We start from the raw sequence: 16,613 nt of genomic DNA, 5'->3' as shown, positions 1-16,613 counted from the left end.
GTGGCTATGATCTAGCAACGCCGTTGCGCCAGCACCAGCGCCCCGAACACTGCCCCAGCGCCAGCACTAAGGTACCCAAACCAGGCAACAAGCCCAAGAGACCATAACGGCTGGCGCACTGCAACGGCCAAGGAGGCACAAAGCAAGACCCAGCCTGCGGCACGCAGCATTTTCGTGGCACCCGAGTCCAACTGACGTCCAAACAAATCTGCTTGATGACGTTCCATAGCCAGCGCCAAACAAATAAAGGCCAGTACGGACAGCAATAATATATTCAGATGATTCATCAGCGAGCCTCCGTGGTGGTAGGTGCTTGCGCAGGACTTAAGGCAACATGCGAGTCCACCATTCCGGGTGCTTGCTGAGGCTTGCGCACCACAGGCCGAACTTTTGGCTGATAACGCTGTGCGCGTATGGCCAGCAGCGCATGGAGTCCGCCAAATGCCAGCATCGTCAGGTCAAATCCCGCGAACAGCCAGTCACCGACAGCGATGCTGTGAAAAAGGTTGCGCTCAGTGGTGAAGGCATTAAGCAATGGCAAAAAAATCAGCAGGCCTGCGGCCAGCCACAAGAGTTCTACCCAGGCCCGTTTTGCGGGCCGTACCAACGCATAGGCAAAAGTAGCGCCCCACGCGATGAAGAGCAGATCCACTTCCCACACCCTGCGATCGGCAAGCGCCGCAGGCAATAGCCGGTTCCCCCACAAGAATGCAGCCATCGCTACAGACAGCCCCGCAATGGCGGTGATATTAAGCCTTTCGACCAGACGAAACCCGAAGTACGGCTTTGCGGGGTCAGGCAACTTGGCGCGCCGTTTCACCGTCCACAATACCAATCCCGTGCCTACCATGGCAGTGCCGGCCAGACTCACCAGAAAATATAGCCAACGCAACGGGTAATCGGAAAACCGACCCAGATGCAAAGCATACATAACGCCTCGTGTCTCGGCCGCTGCCCCAACCTTGTCTTTGGTCTCGAGCAGTTGTCCGCTGGCGCCATCGAACATCATGTACTGTGGACTGGTCGAAACACGCGCGTCGTCAGCCCGCACCACGATGACACGCGCCGACGCATCGCCTGGATTATTGACATTGATTCCGCCAACGCTCTCCTCGCCCCACCGCGCCTGCGCCTGTTGAACCATGCCGGCAACGGGCGCCAGCTCGGCCTTCTGCCCGCTAGGCTGGCCAGGGCGCACAAATGCGCTGAGCTCGGTTTGCATGGCCTGGCGTTGCGACGCCTCTTTGAAAGCGGCGTCACTACCCCACGGCATATACAAAAGCATCAGCGTGACCAGCCCTGTATAAGTGATCATCAAATGAAACGGCAGTCCGAGCACGGATAGCCCATTGTGCGCATCGAGCCAGGAACGTTGCCCCTTGCCCCATCTAAAGGTGAAAAAATCGATAAAGATTTTTTTGTGCGTGATGACACCGCTGATGATGGCCACCAGCATGAACATGCCGCAAAGCCCCGTGATCCAGCGGCCCCAGAGGACAGGAAAATAATGCAGCTGGAAATGAAAGCGATAGAAAAATTCGCCGCCTATGGATTCACGTACACCGATCTTCTGCCCTGTCGCCGGATCAAGCGTAGCTCGGTTGAAGCGCTTGCCATCGCGCCAGAATACGTTTGCCGTATTGTTGCGCGCATCCGGCAGCTTGATGCCCCACTGCGAGCTTGTCGGCGCAATCGTTTGCAAGCTTGAAATCAGCCGGGATCCCATTTCAGCCGCATCGACCAGTTGCAATTGCGCCGGCACATCGGGCCGCATCCACTGCGAAATTTCGTCTCGAAAGTAGCTAGCGGTGCCCGTCAGGAACATGGCGTACAGAATCCAACCGGCAAGCAGACCCGTCCAGATATGCAAGTCCGACATTGTTTGGCGAATGCCAGGCGCTTTTGCTGGTTTACGCGCGGCAGCAACACGTTTGGGGATGTCGGCGGAGGTATTGATAGTCATGATTCTTATTGCATCCATACCGACCATGCCGCCAGCCCCAGAGGCAATGCCCCTACCACCAGGCCTGCCCAGGCGCGCCAGGCTGACCTGACGGCAAACACCCAAATGACGGCGCCAGCATAGACAGCGAAGCTGAGCAGCATGCCAGTCAAAACAGCTTCACTACGTGAAACGGGCAAGGCCACCGCGGCCACACTGGCTAATGCTGCCAGTGCATAACCGCCGAAAAGCGCCGCGACAATGCGTGACAACAAAGGCCCCCAGGAGCAGGTCCATCGAACAAGCGAATTCATAGATAAGGATCCAGTTTGGCCCGGTGCAAGACGGCAAGCGTGTCAACGTTGCTTGATGACAACGATAATGAGAAAGGTTCGCATTATAAGTTATGGGTCGAAATTATGGCAAGAATCGCCGCACAGCAAGCCATGCAAGGCGCAGTGGCATGCGCGCGTGCCCTTTTCGATAAGCAACCGTGTTGCAAAGCCGCATCACTCTCTCTAGAATCGTACGCCAATGATAATCATTATGATTCTCAATGTTAATTAATGGCACTATAAAAATTCTCGGGAGAAGCACCGGATGTCGATGTTGTTCAACCACCCCAGCCGGCCTACGGTTCTGGCAGCAATTATTTTCGCAATGGGAGCGGCAGCGCCCGTCCATGCCCAGGATGCCAAGGAAGCGGCGCAGCTTGCACCGGTGACGGTGGTGGGATCGGGCGACGAAACCATCGGATATGTTGCCGAAAAAACGTCGACTGCCACCAAAACCGACACGCCGCTTATGGAGGTTCCGCAGTCCATCTCGGTCATTACCGAAGACCAGATACGTGAACAAGGAGCGCAAACGCTGAATCAAGTGCTGCGTTATACGTCTGGCATCGCACCGGAAACGCGCGGGGCTACAGCATCGCGCTTGGATCAGTTCACGGTTCGGGGGTTTTCTGCGACCACGCTTCTTGATGGGCTACGTGTATTCGGTTCTCGCGATGCCCTGCCCCAGGTCGACGCCTACCGTCTGCAACAAGTTGATGTACTTAAGGGGCCGTCATCGGTTATGTTCGGCCAGGGAGGCCCTGGCGGCGTGGTCAATCAGATCAGCAAGCGGCCAACGTCAGAGGCGCGCAGAGAAGTAGAACTGCAAGTTGGCAACTTTGATTATCGACGGGCCAACTTCGATTTTTCGGGGCCGGTAGGCGATTCCGAGCAGTTTCTGTACCGCCTGACAGGATCGGGCTATATGTCCGACGGCCAACTCAACAAGACTGAGGAAAGCCGTTATTTTATTTCCCCCTCGTTTACTTGGCAGCCATCAAGCGATACCCGTTTGACGGTGCTGGCCAATTTGCAGCGTGATCCCCACATGGGCTCATACGGAGCTGTGCCCCGGGTGCGCACTTTGGTCGACGCGCCAGATGGTTATAGGCTTCCACCAGACTTTTACGATGGCGACGCGGACTTCGAAACCAGTGATCGGCGCAATCATTCCATCGGCTACGACTTCGAGCACAAATTCAACGATGCCCTGACAGTACGGTCGAATGCGCGCTATTTGCACGCCGAGGGTATCTATCGATCGGTCTATTCTAGCGGCTACGTCCCGGACAGCAACTATGGCCTGATTTCGCGTAGCAAAGGCGGCACTGACGTATCGATGGACACGTATGTGATCGACAACCACCTTCAGGGGAAATTCACCACTGGTGCGATCCAGCACACTCTTCTTGCGGGTGTGGACTATGCGAACCTGAACTCCGACACACGTGCCAGCAGCTTCGACCGGGCGCCCCCCCTGGATGTGTTCAACCCTGATTACCATCAGAACATCGGGCCACTGAACTGGATCAGCGACACGAACCAACGCCAGTACCAGACCGGGGTGTACTTGCAGGATCAAATCAAGATCGACCGCCTTTCAGTCCTGCTGGGCGGACGCTACGATTGGTCCCGCACAGTATCGAACGGCACCAACCTGACAACATCGACACCCACGTCCAGCGGAACACGTGCCGAGGCATTTACCGGCCGCTTAGGCGTTATTTATAACTTCGATAATGGCGTCGCACCGTACATCAGCTTTGCCCAGTCGTTCGAACCGCAATCGGGCACCGACGCCAACGATAAACCCTTTGATCCACTTGAAGGTGAACAATATGAGGTCGGAGTGAAATACCAGCCGCCTGGTACAAATGCACTGTACTCAGTGGCTGCCTTCGACATTCGCCGCAAGAACATGCTGACGACCATACCTGGCTGCGTGGGCTCACGCTGTCAGGAACAAACCGGGGAATTGCGCACACAAGGCCTGGAATTTGAGGCACGCAGCGAGTTCACCCGCGGCTTGAGTGTGATCGCCAATTACTCTTATATTGCCAATGAATACACCAAAGATAATGCCACTGCTAGCCGACCGAGCCTGGAGGGAAGCACCCCCTATGGGATTCCAAAACACCAGGCGTCGGTGTGGGCACGTTATCAAGTGCAAAGCGGTTCGCTTTCCGGCCTGGGCGTAGCGGCGGGGGCACGCTATCTTGGCACCAGCTCCGGCGGCACACACAATGCCTTCAAGGTGCCGGCTGCCACGTTGGTGGACGCCGCACTGGACTATGACCTGGGGCGCGCCAGCCCAGCGCTGAAAGGCATGTCCGTAGCACTTAACGTCAATAACCTGTTCGACAAGGAATACGTTGCGTCATGCACTGGGGAGGATTGGTGCTGGTATGGCTACCAACGCAGCATACGGGCCAGCCTGCGGTATCAGTGGTAAGGGCCGGTCAGCATCGATGTGGATGCCGTGAAAGAGACCCTCTTCGAGAATCAGCGACTGACCATCGGATACCCGCAGCTACCCCGGCTGATGATGCCGCCGGTAAACATCGCTCCCCATTGCCTGGATTTGCTGTTCAATCAAGGCATCGAACGGCCTTAAGATCGGGTTGAAATCCTGCTCCGGCTCAAGGGCCGCCAAAGTGCGCGCTATTGCTTCTATCGTGGATACAGCAGCAGGTACGCTGGTTTTGCGTAACCGATACCTGGACGGCGCCCCCGCTTCCAGGCTCAGGCGAGGCAAGGTATTCAACACGGGGTTCGCATACAAGATTTTGCGCGCCTTGCGCCATGTCCCATCGGGCACAATCAGCAATACAGATCCGTTTGCGACGTCACAGGCCAGCGGCTGAGGCGGCTGCGCAAATTCGCCCGGAAACAGCAAGAAAGCCGAAGTAAATGCCGGCAGCATGTCAACCAATTGAGGGAAATGCTCTCCCACCAGCAACTCAGCCCGTTCCAGACCCAGTACAGCCAGACGTCCTGTATTAAGTGCATGCTTGTGTTCTTCAGGATGCTGTAGCACCAAAACCCGTGTCCGATTGCTCACGGTGGAGACGTAACCGCATAGGCAATGCGACTGAGGCCTAAGGCATCGGTCGCAGTGCAGGCGGGTTGAAGATAGCTGATCTGGCATGACGATGTGGCAAAAAGGAGTACTTTCGTTTCAATATGGCACAGAAGCGTAACAGGAAGCCGCTGGCCCACCCTAAATTATTTCAATGTGCTGCAAACCCCGCAACGGCGCTTGCGCGGGGCTGGTCCCCTAAGTAAGCTGCGGCATATCTGTTGATTTTGGAGCAACACCATAATGAAACCAATACGCACTATTGCTCAATTTGCAGTGGCCGGCCTGATCGCCATGGCGATATCAAGCACTGCCGTGGCAGCCGACCGAAAAACAACCAACACCATACTAGGGGCGGGACTAGGTGCTGCCGCAGGCGCGGTTATATCGAACGGCGATACCTTATATACACTAGGCGGCGCAGCTGCAGGCGGCTTGCTGGGCAATGTCCTTACCGAAGACCGGGGCCGACGTGAATGGAAGGGCCACAAAAAATATAGGCATTCCGACCGCCGCTATGTGCAACAGCGCAAGCATCGTGGCCACAAGCATCGCCACCACCGCTAACCCAATCCATTAGCGGTCTAGCCACTGTAAAACCCCCTGCCCTGCTGCGCGGCCGCTTGCAAAACATGCCGTCAGCAAATAGCCGCCGGTCGGGGCTTCCCAGTCCAGCATCTCTCCCGCGCAAAATACGCCGGGCATGGCCCGCAACATCGAGTTCCGATCCAGGCCATCGAACGCGACCCCGCCTGCTGTGCTGATTGCCTCGTCAATAGGCCGCATGCCGCGCAAGCGCACCGGCACACATTTAATCGCTGCCGCCACAGTTTCAGGATGCTCGAAGACTTCTTTGGGCAGGCATTCACGCAACAGCGCAGCCTTGACGCCACGCAGACCCAGTCGACTGCTCAAATGGCTGGACCAGGACCGGGCCCCGCGAGGCTTGGCGACCTCGGACAGCACCTGTGCGGCATCGCGCGCGGGCAACAAGTCGATATGTAGCACCGCTTCCCCCGTGGCAAGTATTGTGTCACGCAGCGCTGCTGACCAGGCATAGATCAGCCCGCCTTCCAGGCCGTCAGCAGTCACCACGCATTCGCCGCGCCGCATCGGCAAGCCGCCTTGCGGCGCCATGGCGATAGATTTAAGAGGTTGACCCGCAAAGCGCTCGTTGAAGTGAGGAGTCCAGTCGGCCAGGAAACCGCAATTTGCGGGAAGCAAAGGCGCTACGTCAACGCCCCTCTGCCTTAACGTAGTCTGCCAAGCGCCATTCGAACCCAGCCGCGCCCAACTGGCGCCGCCCAGAGCCAACACGACGGCATCGGCCTGCTTGGTCGCCACGCCCTGGGGCGTGTCCAGCATAAGTGCACCGTCATCGGTCCAGCCGCGCCACGTGTGCCGTGTATGGACCTGTACCCCAACGGCGCGCAGCCTATGCAACCAGGCGCGGAGCAACGGCGCCGCTTTCATTTCGACAGGAAAGACCCGTCCCGATGATCCGACGAAAGTATCTATCCCTAGTCCTTGAGCCCACTCGCGCAAAGCCTGGGCATCGAACTGATCCAGCCACGGTGATACCTGCGCCTCGCGCGCGCCAAATCGCGACCGAAATGCCGCGGTTGGCTCGCTATGGGTAAGGTTCAGGCCGCCACGACCGGCCAACAAGAACTTGCGGCCGACCGACGGCATGGCATCATAAAGGTCAACGCGAATGCCGGCATTCGCCAGCGTTTCGGCCGCCATCAACCCCGCAGGCCCGCCGCCTACCACCGCTACAGAATAAGAAGACATGAGTTAAGAGTCGCGGAAAATCGTACGTTAGCACAAAGGCGAGCTTGAAATATGAGTATCATAGAACCCGATCTAGCCCTGTTTTCCATCCTGAACACGACATAAGCGCACACTATGAATACCGTATTTATTGATAACCGCTGGGTAGAGTCACACTCAGCCGACGTAATCCCCATGCTCAATCCCTCTGATGGCACTGTCATCCGGGATATCAGCCGCGGCAATAGCCAAGACATCGACGACGCAGTGAAATCTGCGCGCAACGCCTACGAAAACACCTGGTCCAAGGTTTCCGCCATGGAACGCGGCCGCCTGCTGCATAAGCTCTCGCAAAAATTGCTTGAACATCACGAAGAGCTGGCCTTGCTGGAATCGGCCGATTGCGGCAAGCCGCTAACGCAAGCCAAGTCCGATGCCACCGCTGTGGCGCGCTACTTCGAATTCTATGCGGGCGCCTGCGACAAGCTCCATGGTGAAACCATCCCCTACAGCGATGGCTTTGCCGTGCTGACCTGGCGTGAGCCCCACGGCGTGACAGGCCACATCGTGCCCTGGAACTATCCTCTGCAAATTTTTGGTCGCTGCGTTGCAGCGGCGCTAGCGGCAGGCAACACCTGCGTCGTCAAACCCGGCGAAGATGCCTGCCTGTCGATATTGCGTGTGGTTGAACTGGCCAAGGAAGTTGGTTTACCAGCTGGCGTGCTGAATCTGGTAACCGGTTATGGCCACGAAGCTGGCGATGCGCTGGTCAAACACCCCGACGTCGACCACATTTCATTTACCGGATCGCCAACCGTTGGCACATTGGTGACCAAGGCCGCCGCAGACAACCACACGCCGGTCACGCTGGAACTGGGCGGCAAGTCGCCCCAAGTGGTATTTGCCGACGCCGATTTCAATGAGGTCGTGCCTACCGTCTTGAAAGCCATCATCCAGAACACAGGGCAAACCTGCTCTGCCGGCAGCCGCCTGCTCATCGAGCGTCCCGTCTACGAAAAAGTGCTTGGGCTGATTGCCGAGGCTTTCAACAAAACGCGCGTCGGCCCAGCCAGCATGGATCTTGAGTGCGGCCCATTGATTCGGAAGACGCAACAGGAACGGGTACAAAAATACATCCAGTCGGCCCTGGACGACGGCTTGAAAATTGCCGGCCAAGGCCAAGTGGTGCCGGAAGCCGCGGCAGAAGGCTTTTTTCAAGCACCTACCGTATTTCGTGATGTGCCCCCCGACCACAAGCTGGCGCGCGAAGAAATTTTCGGCCCAGTGCTGGTTGCCATTCCCTTCGATTCTGAAGACGAAGCGGTGGAAATCGCCAACGGAACAGACTTTGGGCTGGTCGCCAGTGTCTGGACGAAAGATGGCGCACGGCAGTTGCGTCTGGCTCGGCGCATCCGTGCCGGCCAGGTCTATATCAACAACTACGGTGCGGGCGGCGGGATCGAACTGCCCTTTGGCGGTATCAAGGCCAGCGGGCATGGCCGCGAAAAGGGCTTCGAAGCCCTATACGGCTTCACAGTGCTGAAAACAGTCGCTATCAAGTATCAAGGCTGACGTCTGTTTCGAGGCGGTTCGCCTCGATCACCGTCAAGGCCGCCATATTGATAATGCGGCGCACTGAAGAACTGGAAGTCAGGATATGCACGGGGGCGTTGACCCCCAGCAAAAACGGCCCTACCGCCACGTTGCCGCCGGCTGCCGTCTTAAGCAGGTTATAAGCGATATTGCCGGCGTCGACATTGGGGCAAACCAACAGGTTGGCAGCGCCCGTCAATGGCGACGAAGGCAGTATTCGCTGGCGCAGGTTTTCGTCCAGGGCGCAATCGCCATGCATTTCACCATCCACTTCCAGGCCAGGATCCTGCTCTCGCACCAGTTCCAGCGCCCTGCGCATTTTCGCGCCGGAAGCTGAACTGCCAGACCCAAAGTTGGAACGCGACAACAGCGCAACCTTGGGGGCGAGCTCAAGTTGCGCCAGCACCTTGGCCGCGGCCAGAGTGCATTCGGCGATCTGCTCGGCAGTCGGGTCGTCATTCACATGGGTATCTGCCAGCGCCACCACACGCTCATCGAGCAGCAGAATATTCATGGCCGCATAACTGTTGGCGCCGGGCTTTTTGCCGATGATCTCGTCGATGAAGCGCAGGTGATCATGATAGGCCCCCACCGTACCGCACACCAGGCCGTCTGCATCGCCAAGATGCACCATCATGGCGCCGATCAGCGTCAGCCGACGGCGCATTTCCACCCGGGCCATTTCTTTGGTGATGCCGCTGCGGCACATGCGCTCCCAATAGGTGGTCCAGTACTGGTGAAAACGTTCGTCGGACTCTGGGTTGGTCACTTCTACGTCCTGACCCAGGCGCAACCGCAGGCCCAGTTTCTCGATGCGCGACAGCAATACCGCCGGACGGCCCACAAGAATCGGATGGGCAAGCTTTTCGTCGACAACGACTTGCACGGCCCGCAAGACGCGTTCGTCCTCGCCTTCGGAAAAAACAATACGCGCTTTGCCGCCATCCCGTACCCATTGCCGCGCCGCGGCAAAGAGCGGCTTCATGAAGGCCCCCGAGTGATAGACAAACTGCTGCAGTTTTTCGGCGTAGGCTTGAAGATCGTCCAAAGGCCGCGTTGCGACGCCACCTTCCATGGCGGCCTTGGCCACGGCTGGCGCGATCCGCACGATCAGGCGAGGATCGAATGGCTTGGGTATCAGGTAGTCCGGCCCGAATGCCAGGTCATATCCGCCGTAAGCGGCGGCGACGACGTCGCTTTGCTCTTCTTCTGCCAAGCCGGCAATGGCGTAGACGGCAGCCTTCTCCATTTCCCGCGTAATGACCGTGGCGCCCACGTCCAGCGCACCCCGGAAAATATAAGGAAAGCACAATACGTTATTGACTTGATTAGGGAAGTCGGAACGCCCGGTCGCCATGACCACGTCGTCGCGCACCGAATGGGCGACTTCAGGAAGAATCTCCGGCGTGGGGTTGGCCAAAGCCAGGACTAGCGGACGCGCCGCCATCGACTTGAGCATGGCGGGCTTGAGCACCCCGCCGGCAGACAAGCCCAGGAACACGTCGGCATCCGCAATGACCTCGGCAAGTGTGCGTGCGCTGGTTTTTTGCGCGAACCGAACCATTTCGGGGCCCATCGCCGTCTCGCGGTCTTGGTGAACCACGCCATCGATATCAGTCACCCAAACATTCTCCAGCGGCAAGCCCAGATCGACCATCAGATCCAGGCAGGCCAGAGCAGCGGCGCCTGCGCCCGAGCTAACTACCTTGACTTGGGAGATGTCCTTGCCCACCACTTTCAAACCGTTGATGAAAGCTGCGGATACCGTAATCGCCGTGCCATGCTGATCGTCGTGGAAGACGGGTATTTTCATGCGCGCGCGCAGCTTGCGCTCGACCTCAAAACATTCGGGCGCCTTGATGTCTTCCAGATTGATGCCGCCAAAGGTCGGCTCTAGCCCGGCAATGATTTCTACCAGCTTGTCGGGATCGGTCTCGTTAATCTCAATATCGAAGACATCCAGTCCGGCGAACTTCTTGAACAGTACCGCCTTACCTTCCATAACAGGCTTGGATGCCAGAGCGCCAATGTTGCCCAGCCCCAGGACTGCGGTTCCGTTGGTAATAACACCCACGAGGTTACCCCGGCCGGTGTAGCGAAAGGCATTCATCGGGTCGCTGACAATTTCTTCGCAGGCTGCTGCAACGCCGGGCGTGTAGGCCAACCCCAGATCGCGCTGCGTCATTAACGGCTTGGAAGCAGTCACCGATATTTTTCCAGGGACTGGGAACTCGTGGTAATCCAATGCCGCTTGCCTGTCTACTGTGCTCATTGCTTAATTCCTTATTTGGGACGAATCCGGACATATCTGGCCCCGTACGCTGCCTCTTGCAGCGCCGCCGTTCCCAAACAGTATAGTCAGCAGGCATAAGCTAACTATTTAGTATTAAGATACCTGTATTACTTTTTACTTATATGTGGGGCGTAGCATGGGGAAATTCGAGTCGGAAGAGGTGGTGCGCCGACTGGTTGGCCGCCTCAAAATGCGGCACTTAGCCTTGCTTTTGCAAATACAGAAACTGGGCTCGCTGACCAAAGTTGCGGAACATATGTCCACCAGCCAGCCAGCAGTCACCCATGCCCTGGCTGACCTGGAAGAGATGTTCGGCACTGCTTTGTTCCGGCGCTCAGCGCAAGGAATGGTGGCCACACCGCTGGGCGCCATCGTCCTGGCCCGCGCTCAGGCAATGCTGCATGACCTGGACTCGCTTACGCTGGACATGGAGGCATTGGCATCGGGAAGGGCCGCCCACCTGCATATCGGCGCCATCCCCTTCATTTCGGGCCAATTGTTATCGGCGGCGATTCAACGCACTCTGCCTGGCGAACAACAGATAACCGTGACCATTCACAATGGCACGACGGAACAACTGCTGGTGTCGCTGCGCGACCATGCGCTGGATTTTGTTATCGGCAGGCCTTCGACAGCGCTGGATATGCAGGGCATCACCCATCAGGTCCTATACCACCAACACCCCAGGCTCATCGCCAGCCGGGCACTGGCGGGGCGACTAGGTCGACGCCGCCTGGACTGGAAGGAATTGGCAGAGATGGATTGGATCCTGGGCCCGCGCAATACATCCATGCGCGAACAAGTTGCCGATATTTTTCTACGGGCCGGCCTCAAGGCCCCCGCTCCTATCGTGGAAAGTTATTCATCCAAGCTCATCGGCGAAATGATCGTCGCCAACGACAAAGCGGTGTCGATAGTGCCCGCCGACATTGCCGAAGAACTGGTTCGGATTGCCGGCGTCGCTATCGTTCCCTACTCATTTGACTGGACACTATCGCCCGTCGCCCTGTTTTCACGAACGAATGCATCGCCGCGCAACGTCGATACACGTTTCTCGGCCGCCCTGCGCGCGCTTTGCACTGAAACTGGCACACGATCCGATAGTGGCAGTTATCAGTACTAGGAAGCGCACATATATCAAACAGCCTGGGCGCTCCCTTCTTTGGTCGCTGTCATCAACCAGCTTTGTGTATCTACTTTTAGCCCATTCAGAAAACAGGTAAGGAAATCACGTATGCCTTCCAGCCCAGGCTCGTCGCAGAATTCCGAGGCAGCGGCAATATGCCGTGCCAAACCGTCTCCGGAAAAAACGAGACCGGCACAACGCTCCGCAATAGGCTTAAGCGCCACCACGCGCCTATCGTATTTATCGCGATCACGCGTGATAAAACCGCCGGCCTCGAGCCGATTTATAAGCGCCGTTGTGCCCCCGGGACTCAGGCCCATCAACCGAACCAGCTGGCCGGTGGGCAAAGACTGGAACTCAACAATATAGGCAAGCGCCTTGAAGTCCATGAGCGGTATGCCATTTTCCTCGGCAAGCGATGACAAATGAGCATCCATATAAAGCGAGAGTCGCCTGCCAATTATGACCGCCAAGCTTTCCAACTGGTCTTCCGGCAGCGCCGCTCTTGAGTAAGCGCGGCTGGTGCTGCCGAAATTCCGGATGGTCGCCGCTGTAGTTTGAACCAGCATCGCCATCCCTCCTTTAGCGTTTGGCGACGCCGCCGAGCAATCCACCCAAAAGACCGCCAGATGCATTACCCCCGGCGGAACCAGCATCCGCCACACCACCAGTCAGGCTACCCAGCAAACCGGTAACCGGAGCCAACAAGCCGCCGACACCGCCGGCTGCCGCACCATCTGGTGCGCCGGCTACACCGCCGCCCGTCACACTACCCACCAGATTAGTCACAGGAGCCAGTAAGCCACCTGTACCGGCACCGCCGCCTGTGGCGCCGCCAGTTACACCACCTACCAGGTTAGTAACAGGGGCCAACAAGCCACCGCCGGCGCCACCACCTGTAGCGCCGCCAGTTACGCCGCCCAACAAGTTTGTGACGGGAGCCAGCAAGCCGCCGCTGGCGCCGCCATCCAAGCCCGTTCCTGAAGTGAGCGCTGCGACAGCACCTGTTGCATTGGACAAGACATCGCCGACCGGATTGGCATTACCAGGACCGGCATGCAAGATACCGCCAGCACTAGCCACGGTAGCACCGAGGCCGCCAATCAGTCCACCAACGCCGCCGGGCAAACTCGTTCCCACTTGACCGCCCACTCCTGCCAAAGAACCGCCAAGACTGGTCAATAGCTGCGACACCGGCTGACCTACGCCCAGCCCGTCACCCAGCGACTGAGTCAAGTCGGTTGTGGAGCCAACAACAGGAGACACAACATTGTCAAGCGTGCCGCCCAGCCCACCCAGCGTCGAAGCCAGGCCTAAAGGAGCCAGATTGTCCACCGTCTGACCGACATTTCCCAAGCTTGGCTCAAGGACAGGCTGATGCCCGCCTTCGAACACGCCGCCATCACTCACCAATCCACCGAGAGGAGACAACAACCCGCCGCTACCGCCCAAGGCTCCTGTCAGCGATCCGACGGCGCCCGTAGCATTATCCAGAACAGTGACCAACGCATTGGGCTTGCTCGGGTCGGCGTTCAACAGACCGCCAACACTACCGACCGTGTCACCCAACCCGCTTACCAAGCCCCCCACACCCGGACTCAAATTAGAAGGAAGCCCAGTATCGCTCAAACTATCGCCCACATTGGATACCGCAGTGCCGACCTGCCCCAGAAGACCGGCCACCGGCTCTCCCAAACCTGTCTCGGCGCCCACCGTCTGGGTCAAATCAGTTATTGTCCCGGCTACCGGCCCCACAACCGTATCCAGTTGCGTGCCCACGTCGCCAAGCGTATCGCCCAAACCCGCTGGCAGAATATTATCGACAGCCGCACCGGCATTGTTCAACGTGGTTTCCAAGGGGCCCGCCTTGCTCACGTTGTCACCCGGGTTACCGGGATTGGGATTGGGGTTGTTAGGATCCGTACCGCCAGGATTTGGATTATTGGGATCCGTACCGCCAGGATTCGGGTTGCTAGGATCAGTACCACCTGGATTGGGATTGCTAGGATCCGTACCGCCGGGATTTGGATTATTGGGATCCATGCCGCCAGGATTCACGGTTGGCGGCACAACCTTGGAGCCGCTCGTTCCCGAGCTGGAACAACCTGCCAGCACCATGACGCCAGCCATTACGCTTGCGATAAGTGTCAGCCTAAAAGCACCGTTGCGTGCTGCCAGTTGCTTATTGGGATGCCCCATGATGATCTCCTTGATAGTAATGATCGGTGATTAAATGCAATCAGCCATACACCCTATCAAGCAAAATCAATGCCAACTTTTAAAACGTCTTGAAAAACAGCCTAACCAAGCAGAAAAACAACAAAAATCACGTTAATTATCAATAAGATACAATAATAAGACAATTTCAAAAACGAGAAAACATCATAATTGCGAACATCTCAAATCCCTGAATGTTACAAATGGGACAGTGTTTCACAGCAAAACGTTACGTAACGTTCCCAACCTAAAACCCATCGTAAAGCAGAGAATAATTGGCGTTGAATCGCAGTTTTCGCTCATCGCGACCTAAAGGTAGATCCCCAATGGGCTTGGCGATATTGAAATCAAAAATATAGTGTTTATCGTCAGTAAGGCGCACGCCGGCCGCTGCCGATGTTAACTTGCGACCGCTGTAGGCAGCCTGCACATTGTTGCTGTTGTACCAGGCACGCGCGTGATCCACCATGACGTAGGGCTGGATGGTTGCTAACAAACCCCAACCTGTAGAGAACTTCCGATTCAGTTCAGCCGACACACCATACCCTTTATCGCCGGCCAACTCCCCCTGGGGGTAACCCAGGCCATAGCGCCATGCCCCAAAAGATGTTTGCTCGATATTGGGAAGAATATCCCTGCTGTATTGACCGGTGCCCGACAAGGTAAGCCCGAAACCTGCAGGAAGCATGGCAGTCTGCTTCAGATCCAGCGTAAAACGCGTGAAATCAATATCGTATTCAGGCGCGCCAAATTCCGCGTAGTTGCTGGTCATACTCTTCTTCGCACCTAACGCGTCGAGGCCTTTGTACATATTCAAGGAAATATCGCGAGACTGCTTTTCCCCAACTTCCCGATATCGAAGCCCAGCGCGAAGTACCCGCAAATGCGTGCGCTGCTGCAACCACGCATTATCAGCCTCACGGTGATACTCATCGATAGATTGCGCCGCATAAATCCCCGCTGTACCGGTAAGCAAACTCTTGTTATTCAAGATGAAAGGGTAGCTCACGCCCAAGCCGATACGCTCGTTGACGACACGGCGCTCCCATCCCTGAACCTGCAGCACAGCATCCTCCGGGTACGCTTGATAATGGTAGCCATCAAGCTCCACGGCAAGCCCATCGTTACCCACGGGGACAGACACCGCACCATCGATGTAACGTACATCCCCGCTGGCCAACGGCACCGCGCCGGTCAACCGGACTTGCTCCCCCAAAGGGGTAAGACTGTTAGCCGTCACGGTGACCAGGCCCTGCATGCCTGCGCCCATATCCGCCAACCCGGCCGAAAAAGCGATCTTTTGATGAGTCGCCGCCAGCACCAGTTCAGTGGCGCCATCGGCACGACGCGGCATATCAAGCGTAGGCGTGAAGCGCATACCCGGCACTTGACGCATCAGATTCAGTACCCGCTCCAGCGTAGCACTGGTCATCGGCTTCTCGGCGATCAAAGGCTGAGCAAGTGACTCAAGACGACCCGCAGCGTTGCCGACGTCACCATCGATACGCACACTGGCCACATGGCCCTCGACGATGGTCACACGTACCAGACCCTTAGCGAAATCCTGATCCTGCAGCAAAGCGAAGGACAGGGAATAGCCTTGTTGTTGATACAAATCCGTTATCTTGTTGACCTCTTGGACCAGTTGCGCCACGGTCATTTCGCGCCCCGCCAACGGTTCCAGAATGGTGGCGATCTCGGTCAGCGATACGATGGTATTGCCCTTGACGTCGAAAAAGCGGGGGATAAGCCGCTGCTGCAAACGCCGAGCCACCGCCGCCTGGGCATCATTTGCCTCTTGCCGCACTGGCGGCGCCGGACGTGCCGCCGCACCAGGCGTTTCGATCTTGGGAAGGCTATCCAAGGGGTTGCCGCGCATGGGGCCGTCAGCCCAGGAAACGGGTGTAAATAAACATGAGGCCGCAAGGGATGCGGCCAAGGGAATGTTCCGATAAGTGCTTACAGGCAGTTTTTTGAGGAATGATGCAAATTTCATGTCGGTAATCAGTCAGCCAGAATAAGACATGAACACGCTGCGTAAGCCCACGCCTTTGGAAAAAGGCGGAAACCGCCATACCCGGAACAAGGCCGCATCATAACTTGATTCCCGAGCTTGCTACAAAGTCGTACAAAAGCGACAAATACCTTCATTTTTGGCAATAAACCACTATAAATCACGTTACATCTACTTTAAAACGCAAATTTATTGCTTGCTTTTTGTCATGTAAACGGTTTCTGTAGGGTAATCCCTAGCC

The 16,613-nt window shown here is 57.1% G+C and carries 13 protein-coding genes; 4 read left to right on the top strand and 9 right to left on the bottom strand.

From position 1 onward, the window contains the following. Window positions 1-11: 11 nt before the first annotated feature. The 3 genes from ABWO67_RS14230 to ABWO67_RS14220 are packed head-to-tail and all read right to left on the bottom strand — an operon-like array spanning window position 12 to window position 2,256. The gene (locus ABWO67_RS14230) at window positions 12-287 is read right to left on the bottom strand and encodes a DUF3325 domain-containing protein (RefSeq protein WP_353152612.1); all 276 of its coding nucleotides are present in this window, start codon (window positions 285-287) and stop codon (window positions 12-14) included. Then, a complete protein-coding gene (locus ABWO67_RS14225; protein ID WP_353152610.1) occupies window positions 287-1,963 on the bottom strand; it encodes a PepSY-associated TM helix domain-containing protein in 1,677 nt (558 codons plus the stop codon). Before ABWO67_RS14225 ends, ABWO67_RS14230 begins: the two co-directional genes overlap by 1 nt. Before the next feature lie 5 nt (window positions 1,964-1,968). After that, window positions 1,969-2,256: a DUF3649 domain-containing protein gene (locus ABWO67_RS14220; RefSeq protein ID WP_353152608.1), complete on the bottom strand. Its 288-nt coding sequence runs from the start codon at window positions 2,254-2,256 to the stop codon at window positions 1,969-1,971. Window positions 2,257-2,602: 346 nt separating this feature from the next. Here ABWO67_RS14220 and ABWO67_RS14215 point away from each other — a divergent pair, with 346 nt between their 5' ends. Then, entirely contained in the window at window positions 2,603-4,729 is a 2,127-nt protein-coding gene (locus ABWO67_RS14215) for a TonB-dependent siderophore receptor (RefSeq protein ID WP_353152614.1), read from the top strand. Between the two features lie 78 nt (window positions 4,730-4,807). Here the strand turns inward: ABWO67_RS14215 and ABWO67_RS14210 are convergent, their stop codons facing one another. Beyond that, the gene (locus tag ABWO67_RS14210; protein ID WP_353152606.1) at window positions 4,808-5,425 is read right to left on the bottom strand and encodes a tRNA-uridine aminocarboxypropyltransferase; all 618 of its coding nucleotides are present in this window, start codon (window positions 5,423-5,425) and stop codon (window positions 4,808-4,810) included. Window positions 5,426-5,599: 174 nt separating this feature from the next. Between ABWO67_RS14210 and ABWO67_RS14205 the strand changes: the two genes are divergently transcribed. Continuing rightward, the gene (locus ABWO67_RS14205) at window positions 5,600-5,923 is read left to right on the top strand and encodes a YMGG-like glycine zipper-containing protein (protein ID WP_353152604.1); all 324 of its coding nucleotides are present in this window, start codon (window positions 5,600-5,602) and stop codon (window positions 5,921-5,923) included. Between the two features lie 9 nt (window positions 5,924-5,932). Here the strand turns inward: ABWO67_RS14205 and ABWO67_RS14200 are convergent, their stop codons facing one another. Beyond that, entirely contained in the window at window positions 5,933-7,150 is a 1,218-nt protein-coding gene (locus ABWO67_RS14200) for a TIGR03862 family flavoprotein (protein ID WP_353152602.1), read from the bottom strand. A gap of 114 nt (window positions 7,151-7,264) precedes the next feature. Here ABWO67_RS14200 and ABWO67_RS14195 point away from each other — a divergent pair, with 114 nt between their 5' ends. Continuing rightward, window positions 7,265-8,701 carry an aldehyde dehydrogenase family protein gene (locus tag ABWO67_RS14195; RefSeq protein WP_353152600.1) on the top strand — a complete coding sequence of 479 codons (1,437 nt, stop codon included), beginning with the start codon at window positions 7,265-7,267 and terminating at the stop codon, window positions 8,699-8,701. Here the strand turns inward: ABWO67_RS14195 and ABWO67_RS14190 are convergent. Then, entirely contained in the window at window positions 8,685-10,994 is a 2,310-nt protein-coding gene (locus tag ABWO67_RS14190; RefSeq protein ID WP_353152598.1) for an NADP-dependent malic enzyme, read from the bottom strand. The two genes, ABWO67_RS14195 and ABWO67_RS14190, sit on opposite strands and share 17 nt — an antisense overlap. Window positions 10,995-11,151: 157 nt before the next feature. Between ABWO67_RS14190 and ABWO67_RS14185 the strand changes: the two genes are divergently transcribed. After that, complete coding sequence (locus tag ABWO67_RS14185) at window positions 11,152-12,138, top strand: LysR substrate-binding domain-containing protein (protein ID WP_353152596.1); 987 nt, start codon at window positions 11,152-11,154, stop codon at window positions 12,136-12,138. A gap of 14 nt (window positions 12,139-12,152) precedes the next feature. Here the strand turns inward: ABWO67_RS14185 and ABWO67_RS14180 are convergent, their stop codons facing one another. The 3 genes from ABWO67_RS14180 to ABWO67_RS14170 form a co-directional block, all read right to left on the bottom strand. After that, window positions 12,153-12,710, bottom strand: a complete 558-nt coding sequence (locus ABWO67_RS14180) for a MarR family winged helix-turn-helix transcriptional regulator (RefSeq protein WP_353152594.1) — start codon at window positions 12,708-12,710, stop codon at window positions 12,153-12,155. Window positions 12,711-12,723: 13 nt separating this feature from the next. Beyond that, entirely contained in the window at window positions 12,724-14,340 is a 1,617-nt protein-coding gene (locus tag ABWO67_RS14175) for a collagen-like triple helix repeat-containing protein (RefSeq protein WP_353152592.1), read from the bottom strand. A gap of 265 nt (window positions 14,341-14,605) precedes the next feature. Next, window positions 14,606-16,237: a ShlB/FhaC/HecB family hemolysin secretion/activation protein gene (locus tag ABWO67_RS14170; RefSeq protein ID WP_502930021.1), complete on the bottom strand. Its 1,632-nt coding sequence runs from the start codon at window positions 16,235-16,237 to the stop codon at window positions 14,606-14,608. Between the last annotated feature and the right edge of the window lie 376 nt (window positions 16,238-16,613).

The organism is Pollutimonas bauzanensis (assembly GCF_040393045.1).
GTDB lineage: Bacteria > Pseudomonadota > Gammaproteobacteria > Burkholderiales > Burkholderiaceae_B > Pollutimonas > Pollutimonas bauzanensis_A.
The sequence above is the reverse complement of the archived record's forward strand: the minus strand, read 5'-3'. Positions and strand labels throughout refer to the sequence as shown.